The organism is Kribbella sp. VKM Ac-2568, assembly GCF_004345365.1.
GTDB lineage: Bacteria > Actinomycetota > Actinomycetes > Propionibacteriales > Kribbellaceae > Kribbella > Kribbella orskensis.
Genome location: NZ_SLVF01000001.1, coordinates 211,786 through 234,892 on the forward strand (window position 1 = coordinate 211,786; position 23,107 = coordinate 234,892).

21 protein-coding genes and 10 tRNA genes are annotated in these 23,107 nt (G+C 67.3%); 11 read left to right on the forward strand and 20 right to left on the reverse strand.

Going from position 1 to position 23,107, the window contains the following annotated elements; genetic code table 11:
- Window positions 1–23: 23 nt before the first annotated feature.
- Genes EV648_RS00990 through EV648_RS01020 form a run of 7 tightly spaced genes read left to right on the forward strand, consistent with a single transcriptional unit; the run spans window position 24 to window position 9,234 of the window.
- Window positions 24–914: a fumarylacetoacetate hydrolase family protein gene (locus tag EV648_RS00990; protein WP_132284094.1), complete on the forward strand. Its 891-nt coding sequence runs from the start codon at window positions 24–26 to the stop codon at window positions 912–914.
- Window positions 911–2,365, forward strand: a complete 1,455-nt coding sequence (locus EV648_RS00995) for an aldehyde dehydrogenase (NADP(+)) (protein WP_132284096.1) — start codon at window positions 911–913, stop codon at window positions 2,363–2,365. The genes EV648_RS00990 and EV648_RS00995 overlap by 4 nt, the downstream gene beginning before the upstream one ends.
- Window positions 2,362–4,236 carry an IlvD/Edd family dehydratase gene (locus tag EV648_RS01000; RefSeq protein WP_241994800.1) on the forward strand — a complete coding sequence of 625 codons (1,875 nt, stop codon included), beginning with the start codon at window positions 2,362–2,364 and terminating at the stop codon, window positions 4,234–4,236. Before EV648_RS00995 ends, EV648_RS01000 begins: the two co-directional genes overlap by 4 nt.
- Window positions 4,236–5,579 carry a lactate racemase domain-containing protein gene (locus EV648_RS01005; protein ID WP_132284098.1) on the forward strand — a complete coding sequence of 448 codons (1,344 nt, stop codon included), beginning with the start codon at window positions 4,236–4,238 and terminating at the stop codon, window positions 5,577–5,579. The genes EV648_RS01000 and EV648_RS01005 overlap by 1 nt, the downstream gene beginning before the upstream one ends.
- A complete protein-coding gene (locus tag EV648_RS01010) occupies window positions 5,576–6,451 on the forward strand; it encodes a hypothetical protein (protein ID WP_132284100.1) in 876 nt (291 codons plus the stop codon). Before EV648_RS01005 ends, EV648_RS01010 begins: the two co-directional genes overlap by 4 nt.
- The gene (locus EV648_RS01015; RefSeq protein WP_132284102.1) at window positions 6,448–7,836 is read left to right on the forward strand and encodes an FAD-binding oxidoreductase; all 1,389 of its coding nucleotides are present in this window, start codon (window positions 6,448–6,450) and stop codon (window positions 7,834–7,836) included. Before EV648_RS01010 ends, EV648_RS01015 begins: the two co-directional genes overlap by 4 nt.
- Before the next feature lie 3 nt (window positions 7,837–7,839).
- Window positions 7,840–9,234 carry an alpha-L-fucosidase gene (locus tag EV648_RS01020; protein ID WP_132284104.1) on the forward strand — a complete coding sequence of 465 codons (1,395 nt, stop codon included), beginning with the start codon at window positions 7,840–7,842 and terminating at the stop codon, window positions 9,232–9,234.
- 380 nt (window positions 9,235–9,614) lie between these two features.
- Here EV648_RS01020 and EV648_RS01030 read toward each other — a convergent pair.
- The 12 genes from EV648_RS01030 to EV648_RS42355 form a co-directional block, all read right to left on the reverse strand.
- Window positions 9,615–9,685 (reverse strand) — tRNA-Cys (locus tag EV648_RS01030).
- A 5-nt stretch (window positions 9,686–9,690) separates the two neighbouring features.
- Window positions 9,691–9,773: transfer RNA gene (locus tag EV648_RS42340), tRNA-Tyr, on the reverse strand.
- Window positions 9,774–9,786: 13 nt separating this feature from the next.
- A tRNA-Glu gene (locus EV648_RS01035) sits at window positions 9,787–9,858 on the reverse strand.
- A gap of 4 nt (window positions 9,859–9,862) precedes the next feature.
- Window positions 9,863–9,952: transfer RNA gene (locus EV648_RS01040), tRNA-Ser, on the reverse strand.
- A 258-nt stretch (window positions 9,953–10,210) separates the two neighbouring features.
- Window positions 10,211–11,404, reverse strand: coding sequence for an RtcB family protein (locus EV648_RS01045; RefSeq protein ID WP_132284106.1), 1,194 nt, complete (start codon window positions 11,402–11,404; stop codon window positions 10,211–10,213).
- 392 nt (window positions 11,405–11,796) lie between these two features.
- Window positions 11,797–12,243 carry an HNH endonuclease gene (locus EV648_RS01050; RefSeq protein ID WP_132191862.1) on the reverse strand — a complete coding sequence of 149 codons (447 nt, stop codon included), beginning with the start codon at window positions 12,241–12,243 and terminating at the stop codon, window positions 11,797–11,799.
- A 105-nt stretch (window positions 12,244–12,348) separates the two neighbouring features.
- Window positions 12,349–12,422: transfer RNA gene (locus tag EV648_RS01055), tRNA-Leu, on the reverse strand.
- A gap of 101 nt (window positions 12,423–12,523) precedes the next feature.
- Window positions 12,524–12,597: transfer RNA gene (locus EV648_RS42345), tRNA-His, on the reverse strand.
- 2 nt (window positions 12,598–12,599) lie between these two features.
- A tRNA-Arg gene (locus EV648_RS01060) sits at window positions 12,600–12,673 on the reverse strand.
- A gap of 175 nt (window positions 12,674–12,848) precedes the next feature.
- Window positions 12,849–12,924, reverse strand: a tRNA-Pro gene (locus EV648_RS01065).
- A gap of 92 nt (window positions 12,925–13,016) precedes the next feature.
- Window positions 13,017–13,085: transfer RNA gene (locus EV648_RS42350), tRNA-Trp, on the reverse strand.
- A gap of 76 nt (window positions 13,086–13,161) precedes the next feature.
- The gene (locus EV648_RS42355) at window positions 13,162–13,305 is read right to left on the reverse strand and encodes a hypothetical protein (protein WP_158293861.1); all 144 of its coding nucleotides are present in this window, start codon (window positions 13,303–13,305) and stop codon (window positions 13,162–13,164) included.
- 168 nt (window positions 13,306–13,473) lie between these two features.
- On the opposite strand from EV648_RS42355, the gene EV648_RS01070 reads away from it, so the two are divergent.
- Both EV648_RS01070 and EV648_RS01075 read left to right on the forward strand, forming a co-directional pair.
- Window positions 13,474–13,821, forward strand: a complete 348-nt coding sequence (locus EV648_RS01070; protein WP_132284108.1) for an SDR family oxidoreductase — start codon at window positions 13,474–13,476, stop codon at window positions 13,819–13,821.
- Window positions 13,822–14,216: 395 nt separating this feature from the next.
- A tRNA-Thr gene (locus EV648_RS01075) sits at window positions 14,217–14,292 on the forward strand.
- Between the two features lie 122 nt (window positions 14,293–14,414).
- On the opposite strand, the gene EV648_RS01080 is transcribed toward EV648_RS01075, so the two are convergent.
- Window positions 14,415–14,750: a hypothetical protein gene (locus tag EV648_RS01080; RefSeq protein ID WP_132284110.1), complete on the reverse strand. Its 336-nt coding sequence runs from the start codon at window positions 14,748–14,750 to the stop codon at window positions 14,415–14,417.
- A gap of 101 nt (window positions 14,751–14,851) precedes the next feature.
- On the opposite strand from EV648_RS01080, the gene EV648_RS01085 reads away from it, so the two are divergent.
- A complete protein-coding gene (locus EV648_RS01085) occupies window positions 14,852–15,907 on the forward strand; it encodes a hypothetical protein (RefSeq protein WP_132284112.1) in 1,056 nt (351 codons plus the stop codon).
- A gap of 29 nt (window positions 15,908–15,936) precedes the next feature.
- Here the strand turns inward: EV648_RS01085 and EV648_RS42360 are convergent, their stop codons facing one another.
- The 3 genes from EV648_RS42360 to smpB form a co-directional block, all read right to left on the reverse strand.
- Complete coding sequence (locus tag EV648_RS42360; RefSeq protein ID WP_158293862.1) at window positions 15,937–16,080, reverse strand: hypothetical protein; 144 nt, start codon at window positions 16,078–16,080, stop codon at window positions 15,937–15,939.
- Window positions 16,081–16,152: 72 nt separating this feature from the next.
- Complete coding sequence (locus tag EV648_RS42365; protein WP_158293863.1) at window positions 16,153–16,320, reverse strand: hypothetical protein; 168 nt, start codon at window positions 16,318–16,320, stop codon at window positions 16,153–16,155.
- 547 nt (window positions 16,321–16,867) lie between these two features.
- Window positions 16,868–17,347 carry an SsrA-binding protein SmpB gene (gene smpB, locus EV648_RS01090; RefSeq protein ID WP_132284113.1) on the reverse strand — a complete coding sequence of 160 codons (480 nt, stop codon included), beginning with the start codon at window positions 17,345–17,347 and terminating at the stop codon, window positions 16,868–16,870.
- A 573-nt stretch (window positions 17,348–17,920) separates the two neighbouring features.
- Between smpB and EV648_RS01095 the strand changes: the two genes are divergently transcribed.
- Entirely contained in the window at window positions 17,921–18,514 is a 594-nt protein-coding gene (locus EV648_RS01095) for a hypothetical protein (protein ID WP_132284115.1), read from the forward strand.
- 6 nt (window positions 18,515–18,520) lie between these two features.
- Here the strand turns inward: EV648_RS01095 and EV648_RS01100 are convergent, their stop codons facing one another.
- From EV648_RS01100 to EV648_RS01115, 4 genes are read right to left on the reverse strand one after another with little or no spacing between them, the layout of a single operon-like run.
- Window positions 18,521–19,855, reverse strand: a complete 1,335-nt coding sequence (locus EV648_RS01100; RefSeq protein ID WP_132284117.1) for a glycoside hydrolase family 32 protein — start codon at window positions 19,853–19,855, stop codon at window positions 18,521–18,523.
- Window positions 19,852–20,751: a carbohydrate ABC transporter permease gene (locus EV648_RS01105; RefSeq protein WP_199234381.1), complete on the reverse strand. Its 900-nt coding sequence runs from the start codon at window positions 20,749–20,751 to the stop codon at window positions 19,852–19,854. The genes EV648_RS01100 and EV648_RS01105 overlap by 4 nt, the downstream gene beginning before the upstream one ends.
- A 1-nt stretch (window position 20,752) precedes the next feature.
- On the reverse strand, window positions 20,753–21,709 hold the full coding sequence (locus EV648_RS01110) for a carbohydrate ABC transporter permease (RefSeq protein ID WP_132284119.1): 957 nt from the start codon (window positions 21,707–21,709) through the stop codon (window positions 20,753–20,755).
- Entirely contained in the window at window positions 21,690–22,997 is a 1,308-nt protein-coding gene (locus EV648_RS01115) for a sugar ABC transporter substrate-binding protein (protein ID WP_132284121.1), read from the reverse strand. The genes EV648_RS01110 and EV648_RS01115 overlap by 20 nt, the downstream gene beginning before the upstream one ends.
- Window positions 22,998–23,107: the final 110 nt, after the last annotated feature.

Sequence of the window (23,107 nt, forward strand, 5' to 3'; positions counted from 1 at the left end):
TCAACGTGAAAGGTGGACACCCGATGCACTTGGTCCGGTACCAGCTCCCAGGACAACGGCCGCGGGCCGGCGTCCTCAGCGGTGACACAGTGGCGCCGGTCGCCGGGGTCGCCGGGATGGCGGAGCTCCTGCGCCTGACCGCGGACGAGCTGCGCACGGCGGTCGGCAAGACCGGCGACGAGGTGGCGGTGGCCGACGTGAAGCTGCTGCCGCCGCTCGACGGACTCGGCGAGGTCTGGTGCGCGGGCGTCACCTACGAGCGCTCTCGTGGCGCCCGGATGGAGGAGAGCACCGAGCAGTCCGTCTACGACCGCGTGTACTCCGCGCCGCGGCCCGAGCTGTTCCCCAAGTCACCAGCCTGGCGGCTCGTCACGGACGGCGAGGCGATCGGGATCCGCCACGACTCCGGGCACGACGTCCCGGAGCCCGAGCTGGCGGTGGTCGCGAACCGCCGCGGCGAGATCGTCGGGTTCACCATCTGCAACGACGTCAGCTCCCGCTCGATCGAGGGAGAGAACCCGCTCTACATCCCGCAGGCGAAGGTGTTCGCGGGCGGCTGCGCGCTGGCGACCGGGATCCGCCCGGCCTGGGAGATCGCGGACCCGAAGAACCTGACCATCGACCTGGTGATCCGCCGGGACGGCGCCGAGGTCTTCACCGGCACCACCTCGACCAAGCAGCTGGTCCGCGAGCTGCAGGACCTGGTGGACGTGCTGTTCGTGCCGAACGAGTTCCCCGACGGCGTCATCCTCGCGACCGGTACCGGCATCGTGCCCGAGCTGGACTTCGCGCTGCGGGCCGGTGACGTGGTCGAGATCTCGATCAGCGAGGTCGGCACGCTGACGAATACGGTGGCAGTCGGCCGGGAGCCGTTCGCCTACCTGGCCGCCCAGACCTTGGAGGAGACGCGATGATTCCGGACACCACCCCCGCCGAGCTCGAGCAGGCTCTCACCGACGCCACGGAGGCCGCCAAGCCGCTGGCCGCGTCGGAGCCCGCCGTCCGGGCGGGTTGGATCCGCGCCGTCGCCGACGCCCTCGACGCGGCCGCTGACGAGCTGGTACCGATCGCGATGCGCGAGTCGTCCCTGCCCGAGGCCCGGCTGCGGGGCGAGGTGGCTCGCAGCAGCGGCCAGCTCCGGATGTTCGCCGACGTGCTTGAACAGGGTTCGCTGCTCGAGGTCGTCATCGACACCTCCGACCCCAACGCCAAGCCGGTACCGCGACCGGACCTCCGCCGCGTCCTGGTTCCGCTCGGGCCGGTACTGGTGTTCGCCGCCAGCAACTTCCCGTTCGCGTTCAGCGTCTGCGGCGGTGACACCGCGTCGGCGCTGGCGGCCGGCTGCCCGGTGATCGTCAAGGCACACCCGGGTCACCCGGAGCTGTCGGTGAAGACGGCGGAGGTGATGATCGAGGCGCTGCGGGCAGCGGGCGCACCGGCGGGCACCCTCGGCCTGGTCCAGGGGTATGACGTCGGCGTCATCGCACTGAAGGATCCGCGCATCACCGCCGCCGGGTTCACCGGCTCGGTACCGGCGGGCAAGGCGCTCCACGAGATCGCCGTCACCCGCCCCGAGCCGATCCCCTTCTATGGCGAGCTCGGCAGCCTCAACCCGGTCTTCGTCACCCAGGCGGCGATCGATGCTCGCGGCGACGACATTGCCACCGGGTACGTCGGGTCGTTCACGCTGGGCGTCGGGCAGTTCTGCACGAAGCCCGGGTTGCTCTTCCTGCCCGCCGGCCACGGCCTCCAGGACACGCTGGCCCAGGCGGTCGGTGGAGTCGCCGAGGCGAAGATGCTCAACGACCGGATCGCCGACGGCTTCTCGTCCGGACTCGACCGGCTGCAGAAGGTCGAGGGCATCCGGGTGGTGGCCTCCGGCGGTGCGACCCTGCTGCAGACCACGGTCGGCGAACTCCTGGAGCGGCGCGACGAGATCCTCGAGGAGTGCTTCGGGCCGGTCTCCATCCTGGTGGAGTACGCCTCCGAGGACGAGTTGATCAGCGCCGTCGAGACCTTCGAAGGCAACCTGACCGCGACCCTGCACGCTGAGGAGGCTGCCGATGCCGACCTGGCGCGCAAGCTGCTTCCGCTGCTGACGGAGCGCGCCGGGCGAGTGTTGTGGAACGGCTGGCCGACGGGTGTGGCCGTGTCGTGGGCCCAGCACCACGGTGGCCCGTTCCCCTCGACAGTCGGATCGATCCACACCAGCGTCGGCGTGACCGCCGCACGCCGGTTCCAGCGGCCCGTGGCCTACCAGGACACCCCGGACACGGTGCTGCCCGCAGTACTGCAGGACGCCAATCCGGCTGGGATCAGCCGCCGGGTGAACGGCGAAGTGACGACCGCGGAGGTAACTCGATGACCGACCAGCCCCCCACGAACCGGCCCCCCACCAACGATCCCAACCAGACGATCGGCGCCGAGGCCGACGAGTTGACCCAGGACCCGGCGGGCGAGCCGACCCCGGAGAAGACCGGGCGGGCCGCTGGTGACGAGCCTGGCCGCCCCGATGGGCACATCGGCCGCCGGAGCTTCGACCACTGGTTCGGGGAGAAGGACCGGAACGGCTTCATCCACCGGTCCTGGATGCGCGCGCAGGGCTTCTCGGACGAGGTGTTCGACGGTCGTCCGGTGATCGGCATCTGCAACACCTGGTCCGAGCTGACGCCGTGCAACGCGCACCTGCGCAGGCTCGCGGAGTCGGTGAAGCGGGGTGTCTGGCAGGCCGGTGGATTCCCGCTGGAGTTCCCGGTGATGTCGCTCGGCGAGACGATGCTGCGGCCGACCGCGATGCTGTTCCGCAACCTGCTGAGCATGGACGTCGAGGAGTCGCTGCGCGGCAACCCGATCGACGGCGCGATCCTGCTGACCGGCTGCGACAAGACCACGCCGGGCTCGATCATGGGCGCGGCCTCGGTCGACCTGCCGACGCTCGTGGTGACCGGCGGTCCGATGCTGAACGGTAAGTTCCGCGGCTGCGACATCGGCTCCGGTACGGCGGTGTGGCGGTTCACCCAGGACGTCAACGCCGGGCGGATGACTCAGGAGGACTACGCCGCGGCCGAGTCCGGCATGTCCCGCAGCAACGGGCACTGCATGACCATGGGCACGGCGTCGACGATGGCCTGCATGGCCGAGGCGCTCGGGCTCCAGCTGACCGGTTCGGCGGCGATCCCCGCGGTGGACTCCCGGCGCTACGCGATCGCGCAGCAGGCCGGCCAGCGGATCGTGCAGATGGTCGAGGAGGACCTCAAGCCGAGCGACATCCTCACCCGGGACGCGTTCGCGAACGCAGTACGGGCGAACGCGGCGATCGGTGGTTCCACCAACGCGGTGATCCACCTGCTCGCGATCGCCGGCCGGGTGGGCGTGGACCTGACTCTGGACGACATGGACGAGTGGGCTCGCGGCGTACCGTGGCTGGTCGACCTGCAGCCGTCCGGCAAGTACCTGATGGAGGACTTCTACTACGCGGGCGGGCTGCCTGCGGTGATGCGGGAGATTCTTCCGCTGCTGAAGGCCGACGCGATCACCGTGACCGGCAAGAGCATCGGCGAGAACGTCGCCAACTCCGAGCGGACTGTCGACACGGACGTGATCCGGGCCGTGGGCAACCCCCTCGGCAGCGGCGCGGGAACCGCGGTACTGAAGGGGAATCTGGCTCCGGATGGTGCTGTGGTCAAGCAGTCCGCGGCGTCCGAGAGGTTGTTGCAGCATCGCGGTAAGGCGCTGGTGTTCAGCAGCATCGAGGAGTACGACAAGGCCGTCGACGACATGGATCTCGACGTCGACGAGGACACCGTTCTCGTGCTCCAGAACGCGGGGCCGCGCGGCTATCCGGGCATGCCCGAGGTCGGCAACATGACGATCCCGCGCAAGCTCGCCGAGCAGGGTGTGGACGACATGGTGCGCATCTCCGACGCGCGGATGAGCGGTACGGCGTACGGGACCGTGGTGCTGCATGTCGCGCCCGAGGCGGCTGTGGGTGGTCCGCTGGCACTGGTTCGCACCGGTGACTGGATCGAGCTCGATGTGCCGGCACGGACGCTGCACTTGGACGTGTCCGAGGAGGAGTTGGCCAAGCGACGTGCCGACTGGCAAGCGCCGTCGGCACCGACCGATCGCGGCTGGGCCCGGCTCTACGTCGACCACGTCACCCAGGCCAACCAGGGATGCGATCTCGACTTCCTGGTAGGACGCACCGGGTCGGCCGTCGGCCGGCAGAGCCACTGATGTCCGGCGGGCCGGCTGACCCGTCCGCCGGGACCGGGGCCTGGGGTCCTTTCGAGGCGATCCGCGGGTTGCGCCCTGACGGCGTCATCCCGCAGGTCACCACGATCCGCCGGCTGCTGCCGGACGTCCCCACCGAGCACGATCCGTACGCCGCCGCGCAGGCGGCCCTGGCTCCACTGGCTGGTTCGGTGGCTCCAGGCGCCCGGATCGCGGTGACGGCCGGGAGCCGCGGGATCCACGATCTGGTGGTGGTCGTGCGCGCGGCTGTCGACTGGCTCCGCTCGGTCGGCGCGGAGCCCTTCGTCGTACCGGCGATGGGGTCGCACGGTGGAGCGACCGCCGAGGGACAGCGGGAGATGCTGGCCGGCCTCGGAGTGACACCCGAGTCGGTGGGGTGCCCGATCGAGGCGACCATGGAGACGGTTGTCGTGGGCACCTTGCCGGACGGGACTCCCGTTCACCACGATGCTGTGGCGGCCAAGTCCGACGGAGTGCTGCTGGTCAATCGGGTGAAGCCGCACACCGACTTCCATGGGCCGGTGGAGAGCGGGCTGGCCAAGATCCTGGCGATCGGACTCGGCAATCGCCAGGGCGCCGCCGCGCTGCACGCGGGTGGGATTCCGTTGCTGGGCGCATCCATCGAGGCGGCTGCCCGGATGGTCGTCGAGACCGGCAAGGTCCTCGGTGGTCTGGCGATCCTGGAGAACGCGCACGAGCAGACCGCTGCCGTCGAACTGGTGGTTGCCGAGGGCATCGGCCGGGCGGCGGAGGCCGCGTTGCTGCAGCGGGCCGGGAGCCTGATGGCGCGGTTGCCGTTCGACTCCCTCGACGTCCTGGTCGTGGATGAGCTGGGCAAGGACAAGTCGGGCGCGGGGATGGATACGAACGTGCTCGGGCGGTGCTGGGTGCACGGGATCCCCGAGTTCGAGTCGCCTTCCATCGCGACGGTGACCGTGCATCGGTTGTCGGAGGCCTCGCACGGGAACGCGTCCGGCCTGGGCCTGGCAGATGTGATGCCGGCCCGTCTGCTCGAGCAGATCGACCTCCGGACGAGTTATGTGAACGCGCTGACCTCGGGAGCCGGAGGAGCACGAAGGTCCCGGCTGCCGATGGTGATGGAGGACGACGCGGCCGCAGTACTGGCTGCGGTGACCATGAGTGGGCGGCGGGACTGGTCAGCGTTGCGGTTGGCCCGGATTCGGGACACGCTGTCGCCGAACGAGCTGATGGTGACGCCGGCGCTACTGACCGAGGCGGCGGACCGATTCGATCTGGAGATCGCCGGGACCGCCCGGGATCTGACCGACGCGATGGGATCGCTGACGAGCTGGGGAGAACGATGAACCTGCGGGAAGCCCGTGCACTGCTCGCCGACCGGGGCCTGGCCACGCCGGCTGCGGACTTCGCCTCGACGCGGCGGTTCGGCGACGGAGCGCAGTACAAGGTGGAGATTCCGAGCTGCGAGGGACCCGCGGTGATGCGAACCGTGCTCGACGAGGCGTCGGCGCGCGGCGTCACCGTCCACCGGGTCTCGCAGGGCAGCGGCGTGATGATGCTGACCGACGGCGAGATCGACGAGATGCTCTCCCTCGGCGCCGACCACGATGTCGAGGTCTGCCTCTTCCTCGGGCCGCGCGGCGCCTGGGACATCGGCGGCCAGGCCAAGGTCTCGGCGGCCGTCGGTGGAGTTGCACGCGGCAACGAGATGGTTGCCGCCTCGCTGTGTGACGCGTACCGCGCGGTCGAGCTCGGTGTTCGCAGCCTGCTGGTCGGCGATCTTGGTGTGCTGGAACTGCTCGGTCTGCTGAAGAAGGAAGGCGAGCTGCCGGCCGACCTGGTGCTGAAGACGTCCGTGCTGATGCCGTTGCCCAACGCATCGACTGCGGCACTGTACGAGCGGCTCGGCGCGACCAGCCTGAATGTGTCGACCGACCTGCCGATCGGCGTGCTGGCCGAGATCCGGGCCGTGACGACGGTACCGATCGACATGTACATCGAGGTGCCGGACGACCAGGGTGGTCACGTCCGGTTCTACGACGTACCCGATGTGGTGCGCGTGGCGGCGCCGGTCTACCTGAAGATGGGTTTGCGGAATTCCCCGAACATCTACCCTGTCGGGGCACATCTCGCCGCGACGGCCGAGGCGCTCGGGCGGGAACGGGTTCGCCGGGCCGAGCTGATCCTCCGGCTGCTCGCCGAACAGGAGGAGGAATGACCTCCGACCCGCTGATCGCGCGGCTGCGTTCTTCCCTGGGAGAGAAGGCCGTCGTCACCGATCCCGACGTACTGGACAGCCATCGCAACGACCACGCGACCTTCTGTTCGGCGGGAGTACCGCGGTTGCTGGTGCGGCCTTCTTCCACCTCGGAGGTTCAGGAGGTCCTGCGGGCCGCGGGGGAGTACGGCGTACCGGTGGTCACGCAGGGCGCGCGGACCGGGTTGTCTGGAGCGGCGAATGCTCTCGACGGGTGTGTGCTGCTGTCAACGGCTCGGCTGAACAAGATCCTGGAGATCTCGGTCGAGGACCAGGTCGCTGTGGTGCAGCCGGGAGTGGTGAACTCCGAACTCTCGCGAGCCGTCCTTGACCAGGGGTTGTTCTACCCGCCGGACCCGTCGTCGTGGGAGATGTCCACGATCGGCGGCAACATCGCCACCAACGCGGGTGGGTTGTGCTGCGTGAAGTACGGCGTGACGGGCGACTTCATCCGCGGGCTTGAGGTGGTGCTCGCGTCCGGCGAGGTGGTGCGGACCGGGCGGCGGACGGTGAAGGGTGTCGCGGGGTACGACCTGACGCGGTTGATCGTCGGCTCGGAGGGGACGCTTGGTGTCGTCACGGAGGCGACTCTTGCGCTGCGTCCTGAGCCGGAGGCGGCGCTGACCGCGGCGGCCACGTTCATGTCGATCGAGGACGGGATCGCGGCTGCGGCTGCGGTGATGGGCTCGGGGCTGCGGCCTTCGTTGCTGGAGTTCCTGGACGGTCCGACGGCTCGGGCGATCCAGGACTACCGCGACATGGGGTTGCCGGCGGATGTCGGCTCGCTGCTGATCGCCCAGTCGGATCGCGGTCCGCGGGCCGCCGAGGATGTTGCGGCGATCGCTGCCATCTGCGAGTCGTTCGGCGCTGTGGAGGTCGCTGTCGCCTCTGACGCGGAGGAGTCGCGGATGTTGCTGGAGGCCCGGCGGCTGGTGAACCCGGCGCTGGAGCCACTCGGGGTGACGTTGGTGGACGACGTCGCGGTGCCGCGGAGCAAGCTCGTCGCGTTGCTCGACGGGATCGCCGCGATCGGCACGAAGTACGACGTACTGATCTGTTGCCCTGGGCATGTAGGTGACGGGAACATGCATCCCACGGTGGTGTTCGACCGCGACGATGCGGCGGCCGAGGCGCGGGCGCTGGAGGCCTTCGGTGCGGTGATGGAGCTCGGGCTCTCGCTGGGTGGCACCATCACCGGCGAGCACGGCATCGGCACGCTCAAGGCTCAGTGGCTGGAACAGGAGCTCGGCCCGGTCGGGCTCGGCCTGCAGCGCAAGATCAAAGAGGTCTTCGACCCGGGCGATCTGCTCAACCCGGGCAAGGTTCTGCGGCCGTTCCGGGCCTGAACGATGTGGATTGAGATCACGCCGGACGACGGTCCGTCCGAGGTGCGCCGGAAGGCGTCGACGGTCCGGCCGTCGCCGCGCCAGGTGAGTTGGCAGCGGCAGGAGCTGACCGCGTTCGTGCACTTCGGGCCTAACACCTTCACCGGTCTTGAGTGGGGTACCGGGCTTGACGATCCGGCGGTGTTCGACCCGTCGGGGCTCGACTGCGGTCAGTGGGCGAAGGCGTTGGCGGGTGCTGAGTTCAGGAGCGTGATCCTGACTGCCAAGCACCACGACGGGTTCTGTCTTTGGCCGAGTAGGTATTTGGAGCACACTGTCGCGGCGAGCCCGTTCCGCGGCGACGTCGTGGTTGAGCTGGCGACGGCGGCCGAGGCGCACGGTCTTGCGTTGGGGTTCTATCTGTCGCCTGCGGATCTACACCAGGAGAAGGCAGCCGGTGGGTACTACGGCAACGGCAGCCCGGTGGTCGAGTCCGTCATTCCTACGCTGGTGAAGGGTGACGATCGGGCGTCGCTGGTCGCGTCTGGGGAGCTGCCGGTCTTCAAGTATGTCGTTGACGACTACAACTTGTTCTATCTGAACCAGTTGTACGAACTGTTGACGCAGTACGGGCCGATCGCGGAAGTCTGGCTGGATGGCGCGAATCCGACGGGGACGGCTCAGGCTTATGACTACGGCGCCTGGTTTGACCTGATCCGCCGGCTGGCTCCCGAGGCGACGATCGCGGTCGGCGGGCCGGATGTCCGGTGGGTCGGTAACGAGAGTGGGTACGCCCGCGACAGCGAGTGGAGCGTGGTGCCTTTCACTGGTGTGCCGAGCGATCTCGGGCGGTCGATGGTCGCTGGCGCGGTGGCAGAGGAGGTGGCGGGGCTATCGCAGCTGCTGGAGGCGGACTACCTCAGGTGGTATCCGGCTGAGGTCGACGTCTCCATCCGGCCGGGGTGGTTCTATCACGCCGAAGAGGACGACGAGGTGAAGTCGGTTCCTGAGCTGCTGGACATCTACCGCAAGTCGGTCGGACGCAATGCTGTCCTGCTGCTGAACATCCCGCCGGACCGGCGCGGGTTGTTCGCCGAGATGGACGTGGCCCGCCTCACCGAGTTCGGTGCGGCGGTGCGGACGGCGTACGGAGTCGATCTGTCGGAGTCCTTGCCTGCAGCAATCAACGTGGTGGCCTTGAGTGAGGACATCACCCAGGGGCAGCAGGTCGAGTCGTTCGTCGTCGACGCGTCGATCGAAGGGGAGTGGGTGGAGATCGCCACCGGCACGACCATCGGTCACCGACGGCTGCTTCCCCTGGCCATGCCCATCGAGCCGACGGCCGTCCGCCTCCGGATTCTGTCGTCACGGGCAGAGGCTCCCGTCACGCTGTCTCTCCACCTCGACCCGACGCTGTAGCTCTGTCTCCGCGTGTCTTGTCTCCCTGCCTGGAGTCGAACCAGGGACCCAGCCTTCGGAGGGCCAGGCGTGCATCCGTCACCAGAGAGTTCGCAGTACGTCGAGCCGCTCGGTCGCGCGGCGGCTCGACGTACATCGAGGTGACTACTCCTCGACGGAGACCACACGGACCCAGTCGGAGCAGTCGCCTTCACACCAAACGTGATCGCCAGTGCGGGCGATCCGATCGCGCTGGACATGCCCACAGGCAAGCTGCACACGGCGCAAGGCGTGACCTTGCTGGACCGGAGCACCGGTCCTACCGCCAGGAATCTTCCTCCGCTTGTTTCTGAGATCGGCCATGGCCGGTCCTCCTTCCTTCCTGATTGTTGATTGATGCGAAGCGGAACTCGGACTCGAACCGAGGTAACCGGGGCTGCAACCCGGCGCCTAACCACTCAGCCACACCGCCTTGAGTGCAGGAGACAGGATTCGAACCTGCTCAGCGCGAAGCAACGGGGCTACAACCCGCCCCACCTCTCCCACGGTGGCGCTCCTGCTCGCTGACTTACGTACCCCGTGCCGGACTCGAACCGGCGACCTTCCGGATGAGAGCCGGACGTCCTCCCACTAGACCAACGGGGCGGGGCGGTGAGGGCGAGATTCGAACTCGCGAACCGGCCCGAAGCCGATCGACGGTTTAGCAAACCGCTGCCCTTGCCATCAGGCGGACCTCACCCGACCCGGCCGCCGTGCCCCCACGACGGCCGGGTTCTCCATGTCACCAGCGATTCCGGTGACCAGTCTTTCCGGGGACCCAACTCCCCGGCGGCCGCCGTCTCCCCTGAACACGGCGGCCGCAAATCACCAACTCCACGCACCTCAGCCCTCTGTGGACAACCAACCGTCCATCCACTTCGGCGCTTGTACGCTTAGTGAAGAAGGAAGAAGGCGCACAACAGGCAGCAACGCAGACACATCAACCGCCCGTTGCCCGTCATCCCTTGACGCAGATGACCTGCTTGAGGTGGGCGACCACCTCGACCAGGTCGGACTGGGCAGCGATGACGGACTCGATGTCCTTGTACGCAGCCGGCAGTTCGTCCAGCACACCGGCGTCCTTACGCGACTCCACTCCAGCCGTCTGGGCGATCAGGTCGTCGACCGTGTAGCGGCGCTTCGCCTCGTTGCGACTCATCCGCCGGCCTGCCCCGTGCGAGGCCGAGTAGAAGGACTGCTCCGAGCCAAGACCGCGGACGACATACGATCCGGTCCCCATGGAGCCCGGGATCAGACCGAGATCGCCCTTGCCCGCCCGGATCGCGCCCTTGCGGGTGACGAGCAGATCGAGGTCGTCGATCGTCTCCTCCGCCACGTAGTTGTGGTGGCACGAGATCGGCTGCTCGAAGGTGATCTCCTGGACGAACGACTCCCGGACCGCCTGTATCACCAGAGCGAGCATCACCGCGCGGTTCCGCGAGGCGTACTCCTGGGCCCAGGTGAGATCCCGCCGGTACGCCTCCATCTCCGGCGTCCCGGTCAGGAACACGGCGAGGTCGCGATCCGGAAGGTCGGCGTTGTGCGGCAGCGCTTTGGCGATCCGCGTGTGCCGTTCGGCCAGTTCCTTGCCGATGTTGCGCGAACCCGAGTGCAGCATCAGCCAGACCCGGTCCTCGTCGTCCAGGCAGACTTCGATGAAGTGGTTGCCGCCACCCAGCGAACCCATCTGCTGCTGGGCCTTCTTCTCTCGGTCCCGAACCCCGTCGTGCAGGCTCGAGAACGAACCCCAGAAGCGGTCCCAGCCCCGGTCGAGCCCGAGCTTGCGAACGCTGACCGGGTATGCGTGCGCCCGGAAACCGACCGGTACTGCGGCCTCGATGTGCGAGCGGATCCCCGACAGGTCGTCCGGGAGGTCGACCGCGGTCAGCGAGGTGAGCACGCCTTCCATGCCGCAGCCGATGTCGACCCCGACGGCCGCCGGCGAAACGGCCTGGTACATCGCGATCACCGAGCCGACCGTCGCGCCCTTGCCGAGGTGCACATCCGGCATCACCCGCACACCGTGGACCCACGGCAGCGCCGCGATGTTCCGCAGCTGCTGCAGCGCTTGCGCCCCGACCTCATGCTCCTGAGCCCACATCAGAGTGGAGCTCTTGGCCCCACTCAGCGGGACCGGGTACTGAATGTTCATCTCCCCACTCCTCTTGTCTGGTTGCGGTGAGCCTGGGATTTGAACCCAGACATCCTGTGAAGGATCGGCCGTTTTCGAGACGGCTGCCGGTAGGCCTACGCTCGGCTTAGCTCACCTGGCGTGCAGATCCCGGGTGTCGAACCCGGTGAAGCGACCTTGCAAGGGTCACCCGCGTGCCGACGCGATCCCCGTACGGCGCACCCACCTGAGCACGCCGCACCACCTCTCCGGCGCAGCACCCGAGTACGCGGTACGGCGCGCTCGAATAACTCTTTACGCTGTACAGAGCTGCCAGGGCAGGGCTCGAACCTGCGGGACCTCGGGTCAGAACCGAGGGTGGGACACCGACGCCCACCTGGCACCGCTCTGATGCGGCACCCGTGGGCGGCGCGTCAGAGTGCTAGCTCCGCACGGGAGGGGATCCACGGCTGCCACAACAGCGGCATTCCGGCTTCCTCGGGCGTGCGGCAGCCCTTCTTCTCGTTGCAGGACGCGTGTGCCGCGACAGCGTTCAGCCACTCGCCACGCCCGCCCCGGGACCGAGGTACGACGTGGTCCATCGTGGTGGCGCCCGCTTGACCGCAGTACGCGCAACGGAACTTGTCCCGCTTGAGAACGCCGGCTCGGGTGTACTGGAGTCGGCCGGACGCATACCGCCACTTCGTCACGACGTACCGGACCAGTCGCAGTACACGGGGGAGGGGGAACGGGCCGATGCTGGCGCCATCATGCGCCTCCTCGACCACGGCGACCTCCCGGACGAGCATCCGGATGGCGTGCTGGATCGACACGACGTGGAGCTGCTCATATGAGGCGTTGAGCACTATGACACCGCTCATGCTTGGTTCCTCCTCTCATCCAGTGTGCCCGACAGTTACTCGCGGGGTCAGGTATCTCGGTGCGGCTCCGGTACTGCGGGCCGCCGGATGCTGCTGCTCGTAGGGTGCGGCTCCAGGGACTCGAACCCTGAACCTTCTGGTCCTAAGCCAGACGCCTCTTCCAATTGGGCCAGAGCCGCTCAGCCCGTACTGCGGCCCGCCTGCGCGGCTCCGATACGCAGTTCGGGGCGGTCCGCCGGCCGGTCCCGCCGGCGCGCGGTTTCGCAGCACGAGTGCTGGGGGTGTCCGGCGGGGCTCGAACCCGCTTTCTCCGGGTCCACACCCCGGCGCATCGCCCGCTTCTGCTTCGGACACAGCACGCCCGGCAGGATTTGAACCTGCAACCTCCTGCTTCGTAGGCAGGTGCCCTCTCCAGTTGAGCCACGGGCGTTCACCGCACCCTGCGCCGGATGGACTGCAGATTTCCGGCGCAGGGCACGTCTGTCGACCGGCTCCCGGCGGGCTCTGGGCGAGCCGCCGGTACCGATCAGGTTCGTCCGGCCTGAGTTCGGCCGGCGCCGTTTGGGGCGCCCGCTCGGCCGGTAGCTGAGCATGCTGCGGGCGCCTGGTCGAGCTGGGGAGACTCGAACTCCCGATGACCTCAACCCAAATGAGGTGGCCTAGCCGCTGGCCTACAGCTCGCTCTCCCCGATGCCTTCGCCGGCATCGGGGAATTGCAATGGCATATCCAGTTGTCAATTGATCAATTCGCCGCTCGTAAGCGTCGACAAATGCATCGGTGGAGGGAATCGAACCCTCGCGGCGCGGGTTTGGAATCCGGCCTGCTTCCACAGCTCACCGACGATGACAGGCAAAAAGAAAGAGCCGCCTCGGTCGGGGTTTCCCGACTCAGGCGGCTCCTGATGATCCTTGTGGAGATCACACAGGCGGACCGCCGTGACTCGGGCTCGGGCTCGCGTCGGGGCGCTGGGTGTAGAGGTATTCGTGCAGGGATCGCAGACACACCGGCATGGCGACGCGCTCGATGCGCCACGCCCTGGTGAGGTTCTGCTTGCCGAACACGGTGGTCTCCTTGGTCTGTTGTCCTTGCGGGCATTAGTTTCACCCGCAACCGTTGCCTAAGTCAATGCATTTCTCGGACTTCTTATTCCCGGGGTATTTCTTCCGGGTCGGACCGCCGCTACGACGCCTCTGTCGCCGCGGTGGTTCCGGGATTGTCGGTGGAGTCTGTTGCGATGGAGCGATGACTGTTCTGGTTCTCGGCTCCACCGGCTCGACCGGCACCCCGAGGATATCGGCGACGAACGTCTGCTGGCCGCCGAAGCCCTGGTCCGCGACTCCGGTACTGCGTGGACCGTCGTCCGCGCGCACTGGTTCAACCAGAACTACGACGAGGGCTTCTTCCGCCCGGCGGTCCTGGCCGGCGAATTCGTCATACCGCTCGCAGACCAACGCCAGGCCTTCGTCGACGCCGAAGACATCGCCGCAGTCGCCGTCGAGGCCCTCCTAGGCCCCAACCACGCCGCCAAACCTACGGAGTCACCGGCCCCGACGCCCTCACCTTCGCCGAGGCCGTAGCGATCATCTCGGAGGCCACCGGCCGCCGGGTGAACTACAAAGGGTCACCCGACGACTACTAGATAGCCAACCCCGCCGCCACCGCCCCAGAAATCGCCTACTTCACCAACCAACTCAGGTTGGGTGACGCCACGCCCAACCGCCACCGTCCAAGCCCTAACCGGCCGGCCGCCCACCCACCCCCGTCCCCACCTACGCACCCGCCTCTGGCGCCTGGGACACGCCACCTGCAGCCTGACCGTCACCCCGCAGCCCCAGGCCCCTCGGCTGAGTACTGAGGGACGAGGGATGCCGTGCTGGGTGAGCGGCACCGAGGTCGATGGCTGAGGATGGAGTATCCGATTCGGAATCCTCCCTCCCTCCCGCTACACTCTTGCATCGGCCCTACGGCCACCGCCGCCTTAGCTCAGTCGGCAGAGCGTCTCACTCGTAATGAGAAGGTCGTCGGTTCGATTCCGACAGGCGGCTCCACCAGACCCCCAGGTCAGAGGCTGGTTCCCTCGGCCGGGGGTTTCTTCATTCCTAGTCGCGTGGCATGGTTCGTGGCAGGAACGTGCCTACGATGCGCGGCATGTTGCGTCCGGGAAGCTGGATCAGGCCAGCAGGTGTGAGTCCCGTCCCGGTAGGTACCGGAGCGCCGGGTAGTAGGCCCCCGGTTCGTCGTCGAGAGGTGGCGGGCTGAGCGGGGTGTCGAGAGCCTGTTTGGAGAGAGCAATCGTGCGGGCGGCAGCGTGACGGCCGATGACATCGATGAGGGGGTGCGCCGCCTCGGCGACCTGTCGGAGGGCTTGCCCCTCGATGCTCGCATGGTCCTCGACAAGGCGCTCGAGCTCCATCCGGGCGAGGATCAAGACGACGTTGCTGTCCTCGTCGCACACGTCCCTTAGGGCAGCGATCCGGCCCCGCCGACGGGTCCTTGCCACATCCATGCCGCCGGACCGCGCCTATTGCTTCACGACGCGCGGTGAGCCGACACTCGCACCATGATGCAGGAAACTCGGAATCATCGGCGCAGCCCGGCAACTTTCCCATGAGCACGGACGACGTGGCGATCGGGCTCATCTCGGCTCCGGGTACGGCCACCGAGATCGCGTCGACCCTCGCCGAAGACCTGCAAGGCGAGCTGAGTGTGCATCTACCCGCCGTTCAGTGGCGGGTGCCAACGGTGGTCGACGCACTCGTACATCCACCTGCCGACGACGCCGCCCTCGTCGCCGCGGCAAGGGACCGGCTCTTGAAGGAAGACTGGGATCTGGTCGTCTGTCTCACCGATCTGCCGCTGAAGGCTCACCGGCGACCAGTGGTGGCTCACGCGAGCCCACTTCACGGCGTCGCTGTCGTGTGCCTGCCGGCGCTTGGCGCCATCGGACTGCGTCGACGCACCCGTGACACAGTCGTCGGCCTCGTGCGCACCTTGCTCGGGGACACGGACGACCACGCCCTGTCGGGCCCTGTTGCCGGTCTCGGACGCCGCGCCCGCGAGCTCGGAAGGAGCCAGCAGCCGGAGGGAGACGGCAGCGTCATGTTCACCGCGAGGGTCCTCAGCGGGAACCTGCGACTGCTGTTCGGAATGATCCGGGCCAACCAGCCGTGGAAGCTTGCAATCGGACTGTCGAGAGCGCTGATCGCCGCTCTGGCAACGGGAGTGTTTGCCCTCGTCACCCCCGACATCTGGCAGCTGGGCGACGCGCTCGGCTGGATCAGACTCTCGGCGATCGGGGTGGGGTCTGTCGCAGCGATCACCGTCGCGCTTATCGCCGGAGCTGGTCTGTGGGAACACGCGCCACATTCGGTCGGTCGCAAGCAGGTGACCCTCTTCAACCTGGCCACCACGGCAACGGTAGTGCTGGGTGTGCTCTCCCTCTACGCCGCACTCCTCCTGCTCGCACTGCTGACCTCACAGGTTCTAGTGCCTTCACAGCTGCTCGAGGAGGGCATCGGGCATGCGGTTCGAGTTGGCGACTACATGAAGCTGGCGTGGCTCACCAGCTCCCTCGCAACGCTGGGCGGAGCCCTCGGGGCGGGCCTGGAGAACGACGACGCGGTTCGGGCCGCCGCTTACACCTACCGGCAGGATTGGGGGTAAGGGCCTGCGGGAGGGGTGAGCAGCACTTGTCAGTGTCGTCCGGCAGTAGCGAGGAAGTCGTGCACCTGGCGTACGGCGATCGCACCTTCACCAACGGCAGAGGCCACACGCTTCACCGAGCCGCTGCGCACGTCACCGGCCGCGAAGACGCCGGGACGGCCCGTCTCGAACATCCCCGCAGCGGCCTCTCTCGCCGAGCCGGTACGCACAAGCCCCTTGTCGTCCAGAGGATTCTGACCGCGAAGTCACCTGGTGTGCGGCATGGACACGATGACGAAGAGCGCCGTGGTCTCCAGAGGTCGCTCTTCGCCGTTTAACAGGTCGCAGACCACCACCGCGGCAAGCGTGCCCGAACCGACCAGCTCGCTCACCTCGCCGTTGCGCCAGATCTGCACCCGAGGTGTGCGCGACACCCTGTCGGCGAGATACCGGACATGTCCCGGTACAGGTCGTCGTGGCGGATGACGAGGTTCACCGCTGCTGCCTGCCTGGCCAGGAAGACGGCTACCTGGCCGGCGGAGTTGCCTCCACCGACGATCGTGACCAGGTCGCCCCTGCAAAGCCGTGCCTCGTTCTCGATCGCAGCATAGTAGACGCTGGCCGGCTCGAGGCGCTCGAGTCCTGGCACGTGGTCGCCGGTAGCGGACCCCCTTGGCCAGAATCACCACGTGGGCGGTGAGCTCCTCGCCGTCACCGAGTCGCACCACGTTATACCCGTCGACCAGGCGTAGCGATCGTGCCACCCCTGGCACCGAGAAGCTGGCGCCGAACTTGCAGGCCTGGACCACTGAGCGGTCGGCGAGCCCGGCGCCGGAGATGCCTGCCGGAAAGCCGAGGTAGTTCTCGATCTGCATCGAGGTGGCGGCCTGTCCACCAGTTGCGACTGCGTCCAGTACCACGGTGGAGAGCCGTGTACTGGAGCTGCACGGCTTCATGGGCGGGATCGTACGCACCGCTGAATCAGTCCGGGCGACCCTTCAGCCGGCGGCTGACCGCACGCTCGGCCTCCCGGCTCGCCTCGCGCTCGGCGAGCGCGTGCCGCTTGTCCCAGGTCTTCTTGCCGCGGGCCAGGGCGATCTCGACCTTCGCGCGTCCGTCCTTGAAGTAGAGGGTCACCGGGACGATCGTCAGGCCGCTCTCGTTGACCTTGCGCTCGATCTTGTCGATCTGGGCACGATGCAGCAGCGGCTTCCGTTTGCGGCGTGAGCCGTCGTTGAACCAGCGGGCCTGGGAGTACTGCGGGATGTGCACGCGGTGCAGCCAGATCTCCCGGTCCTCGATAGCGGCGAAGCCGCCGACCAGGGACGCCCGCCCGGCCCGGAGTGCCTTCACCTCCGGACCCTGCAGCACGATCCCTGCCTCCCAGGACTCGCCCAGATGGTAGTCGTGGGCAGCCTTGCGGTTGCGCGCGACCACGGGGTCGGCGTCGGGTTTCTTCACAGGGTGATTCTGCCCCGACAGCCCGACCTGCGCGCCAACTGAGGTCGAGCTGGCTGCCCTGGCCGAGCAGCGAGCCCCTGTGGCAGAGCCATGTGGAGCGCGAGTACATGCGCGAGGACCCCTTCGAGGGTGCGCTGCGGCAGTGTGTAGAGGATCCAGTTGGTCAAGGCGATCGTGCGGCAGACCGTGGCCGGGGGGCGTCGCCTGTCCTCGCTCAGTTCACTGGTGTTGAGACGTCCGCCGAACCCAGACCCAGTGGTGGCTCCAGGAAACCGGCGAACCGCGATGGTCCGGCAAGAGCCGACGACAAGCGTGGTGCTACACGTGGTGCGAAATCCTGGAAGCCCATGGTGGAATCGGCGCGTGGTGCGTGCGGCCGTGTCAGCAAAGACGCTGGTAGAGGGCATATGGAACGCTGAAAGTCTTCCTCGTAATGAGAAGGTCGTCGGTTCGATTCCGACAGGCGGCTCCACCCAAACCCCCAGGTCAGAGGGCACTTCCCTCGCCCGGGGGTTTCTTCATTCCAAGGCGCGTGGCATGGTTCGTGGCACGAAGCTGCTTACCATGTGCGGCATGGCTAAGCGCGATGGCAAGAAGAAGCGCCAGCCTGGCAACGATGAGACGCTGCCTTCGGGGTCTATCAGGGTGCGGGTCTACGCCGGGATAGATCCGGTCACGAATGTTGCCAGGTATCTACGCGAGACCGTCCCACCCGGACCGGACCAGAAGAGGGAGGTCGAGCGGGTCAAGGCGGAGTTCATCGCCCAGGTACGTGCGCAGCGCCACCCGCGCACGGATGCGACAGTGCAGCAACCGCCCGAACAGCACCTCACCGACGCGAAGCTCGGGTTCAAGACACGCATCAACTACCGCAGCCAGGCAGAGAAGCACATCATTCCCTGCATCGGACGGCAGAAGGTGCGCGCGGTCGACGCTCGCATCACAGACGCCTTTTACTCGGAGCTGCGACGGTGCCGCGACCATTGCAACGGTCGGCCCCAGGTTCAGCACCGGACCACTCAACAGCACGACTGCGATGAGCGCTGTAGGCCGCACGTCTGCAGGCCGCTAAGCGAGTCGAGCATTCTCTACATTCACCAGATCCTCAGCGGAGCCTTCCGGCGGGCGGTTCGCCTGAAGTGCCTCGACGACATGTCGCGGGCGTGACTTAGCTTAGACGAAGGTGGTGCGGGTTTGGTCTGGGTGCGGAAAGACCAGGCAGCTGACTGTCGTCCGGCCGCCGTCGGCAAACACCTCGACCGAGCCGGCATCGACCAGGATGCGCACTGCAACTGAACCGTCCCGAGAGGCGGTGACTGGTGCGGAGTACCGGCCGCGGAAAGCGTCGTGGAAGTCCACGGCACCTGATCGGGTGCGGTCCACGTACACCGACGAAGTCGCTGCGTCGAAGCCGATCTCGGTCCAGTGGGTGTCGGAGGCCAGGACCCGCAACGCGGAGGGGGCCGAGCCTCCGAGGGCGCCTTCGTAGATGAAGGACCTGCCGTCGTGCGGCAGGGAGGTGACGACGGGTACGTCGGGCAGTACGACGGGGGTTTGGACCAGCCGTAGGTCGTCCGCGTCGCGGGCCAGGGTGAGTCTGCGTGGCACCGACATCTGGCCTCGAGAGCCGTCCGATGGCGTCGCTCCGCTGTAGGCCCAGTTGCCTGCCCAGCCGATGGTGACTACCTCTCCGGTAGGTAGGCCGGCGAAGCTGACGGCCGCGTAGTGGTCCGGGCCGTAGTCGAGCCAGCGCACTCGGTCGGGTTCTTGCGCGGTGAAGGTCTTGCCGTCGAAGTCGCCGACGAAGTATTGCGATGCCGATCCACCGTTTCGTGCACCGAGTCCGAGGCTGACCAGCATGACCCAGTGGAGAGGGCCGTCGGGCCCTATCCGTACTCGGAACAGGTCGGGGCACTCCCAGATCCCGTCGGGCGCACCGGCCGGACCGAAGTCGCTCAGGTGCGTCCAGTGGCGGAGGTTGTCGGACCGGTAGAACTGCACCATGCGCCGGTCGGCCAGCACCACCACCATCACCCAGTAGCCACCACCAGCTTCGTCGTACCAGAAGACCTTCGGATCACGGAAGTCGTTGCGTCCGGCATCGATCACCGGGTTGGCGTGGTAGCGGGTAAAGGTACGGCCGCGGTCCAGGCTCCACGCGACGCACTGCACCTGGCGGCCGGTCGACGGGTCGGCGCCGGTGTAGATCGCCACCATGGCGGGGTTGCCTGGCTGACCGAAGCCGCTGGTATCGGCGTGGTCGACCACGATGCTGCCGGAGAACACGTGCTCGTCCGGCAGATACGAGATCGCGACAGGTTGCTCGTCCCAGTCGACTAGGTCGGCGCTGACCGCGTGGCCCCAGGACATGTTGCCCCAGTCGGTGCCGTTCGGGTTGTGCTGGAAGAACAGGTGCCACTCGTCGTCGTATTTGACCAGCCCGTTCGGATCGTTCAGCCAGTTGCGGCGCGGCGTGAAGTGGTACGTGGGCCGATCGTGGCGGCTCAACCTTTGACCCCCGAGGACGCAATGGAGTTTACGAACGCCCGCTGGAAGGCGACGAACAAGACCAGCACCGGGACCGTGATCATCGCGGAGTAGGCCATGATCTGGCCCCACGCGACGTTGAGCTGGAAGAAGTACTGGATGCCGACCATGACCGGCCGTTTTGCCTCACTCTGCACGACCATCAGCGGCCACAGGTAGGAGTTCCAGGCCGGCAGGAAGGTCAGGATCGCCACGGTGGCGACGGCGGGCCCGGACAGCGGCATCACCACGCGACGGTAGATCCCGAACCAGGACGCACCGTCGACCCGCGCCGCCTCGTCGAGCTCGGTCGGGATGCTGCTGAAGAACTGGTAGAAGAGATAGATCGAGAAAGCGTTCGCGATGAAGGGCAGGATCTGCACCCGGTACGTGTCCAGCCAGCCGTCGGACAGGACCAGCGAGAACCCGTTCAACTCCAGCCACGGCAGCTTGTTGACCCACCACACCAGCGGCAGCGCGAGAGTCTCGAAGGGCACGATGAGGGTGGCGATGATCGCGGCGAGCACGATCCGGCGTCCGCGCCACCGCATCCGGCTCAACGCGAAGGCCGCCAGCGAGTTGACCACGATCCCCACCGCCACGGTCACCACCGAGACCATCACCGAGTTGAGCAGGAACTGCGCTGCCGGCACCCGCTCGAACACACCTCGGTAGTTGTCGAGCGAGATGTGCCCGACCGGCAGGAACGCCCTCAGCGAGGTGAGGTCGGAGAAGATCTGCGTGTCCGGCTTGAGCGAACTCACGATCATGAACAGGATCGGCAGCGAGAACACCAGCATCAGCACGATCCGGCCCAGTTGCAGAAGCACGCGCGGTACGCCGGGGCGCCCGGCACGTACGGCGACGTCGACGGCCATGTCAGTCCTTCTCTCGGGTGACGAAGCGCTGCACGGCCGAAACCAGCAGCACGAAGACGAAGAACACCAGCGACACCGCGGCCGCGTACCCGGTCTGCTGCTGCTCATAGCCGGTGCGCACTGCCATGAACACCATCGTGGTCGTGCGGTCGAGCGGACCGCCCTGCGTCATCACCGAGATCTGGGTAAACAGGCTGAGCGCCGCGATCGTGATGGTGACCAGGATGAAGGTGCGGGTCGCCAGCAACCCCGGCCAGGTAACGAACCGGAACCGTTGCCAGGTGGAGGTGCCGTCGAGCTCGGCGGCCTCGTACAGCTCCGGCGGGATGGTCTGCAGGCCGGACAGCCAGATGATCATGTGGAACCCGACCGCCTGCCAGATCGACAAGACGATGATCGCCGGCATCGCGGTGTCGGGGTTGTTCAGCCAGTCGGTGCCCTGCCAGTGCCCGAACGACACCGCGCGGATCACATGGTTGAGGAGTCCGTCCGGCTGGTAGATGAATCGCCACAGCAACGACACCACGACCATCGACGTGACCACCGGCAGGAAGTACACGGTGCGGAAAAAGTTCCGGCCACGAACCTTCGCGTTGACCAGCAGCGCCAGCACCAGGGCCAGCCCGGCCTGCACCGGTACGACGACCGCCGCGAAGTACAGCGTGTTGCGCAGCGACGCCCAGAACACCGGGTCGCCGAACAGCTGGACGAAGTTGTCGAAACCGACCACACGCGCCGGGCGCCGCGAGATCAGCCGGGCATTGGTGAAGGCCAGCCCGAACGCCAACGCCACCGGGACGACGAAGAAGACGACCAAGAGGACGACGGCGGGCGAGGCCATCAGCATCCCGACGACCGACTCGCCGCGCCGTGCACGTCGTACCTCGCGTGCCCTGGTGGGGCGTGCGGGAGCGATCTCCCGCACGGCCACCGTACGTTCAGAACTGGTAGTCGCCATTGGACTTGATGTTGTTGTCGATGTCGGACGTGGCCTTGTCGAGCACCTTCTTCGGGTCACCGCCGGCCAGGATGTCCTGGCACGCCTTCTGGAAGGTGGTCGAGATGAACGGGTACGCCGGTGTCACCGGGCGGACCACGGCGTACTTCTGAGCAAGCTCGAGGAAGACCCGGTACTTGCCGTCGGCGGCGAAGTTCGGCAGCTGGTCCACCGCGGCGGTGTTGCCGGGAATCAGGCCGAGCTTCTGTGAGTACTCCACGAAGTACTTCGTCTGAGCCGAGAACTTGAGGTACTCGCGCGCTCCGTCCTTGGCGGCGCAGTCCGACGAGAGACCCCACTGCCACGAGCCGCCGCCGATCTTCGCGCCGTTGCCCAGGTCCGGCGGCGGCACGAACGCGACGTCGCCGCCGTACTTCTTGGTGATGGCGTCGGCCGCCCACGAACCGGTGTAGACGATCGCGGTCTTGCCGTTGACGAAGTCGACCGTGCCGTCGGCGCCGGACTTCTGCGCCATGTACCCGTTGGCGATCAGGCTCCGCATCCAGGTCGCCCACTCGATCGCCTTCGGGCCGTTGAGGACGTCGGCGGCGCTCTTGTAGTCGCTGCGGTTGATGAGGTCGCCGCCGAAGCTCTGCAGCAGCGGCGAATAGGCGTAGGGCAGCCATTCGCCGGTGCCGGAGGTGCCGAGGTCGAGGGTGTACCGGTATTTGCCGCCGGCCTTGAGCTTGGCGAGCGCGGCGTCGAACTCGGTCCTGGTCCACGGCTTGTCGATGGTCGGAACCCGGACGCCGATCGTGGTGAGGACCGACTTGCGTACGGCCATGTTCAGCGCGACGTCGTAGTGTCCGAACGAGTACACCTTGTCGTCGACCTTGCCCATCGTGCTGGGGAGCTGGTCCTTGAACGTCTCCTCGGGCAGGTCGAGCGGGGCGAGGTAGCCGGCCCAGGCCCAGTTCGGGACGTTCGGGCCGTCGATGTCCAGCACGCACGGCAACTTCTTGGCCGCGGCGGCGGCGGTGACCGCGTCGTTGTACGACGCCTGCGGGAACGCCTGGAGGTCCACCTTGTACTTGCTCTGGCTGGCGTTGAAGTCGGCCACCACCTGCTTGTTGATGGCCAGTTCCTGGGCGTTGCCGCCGTTGTGTGTCCACAGCTTGAGAGTGGTGACGCCGTCGGCAGTGCTGGCGCCGGTGCCGGAACTGTCGGACGAGCACGCGACGAGGCCGGAGCTCGCCGCCACCAGGACGACGGCTGCGGCGATACGCCGGTGGATACGGTGGTGGGACATCGGGGATTCCTCCCGGTTTCGTCGGCAGGGCTGTACGTCGGCCCTGTTCTGGGCAGCGCTGGTCGGCCCGAGGGGGACTCGGGATCGAGGAGCCGCGGGTGTGTTCGGTT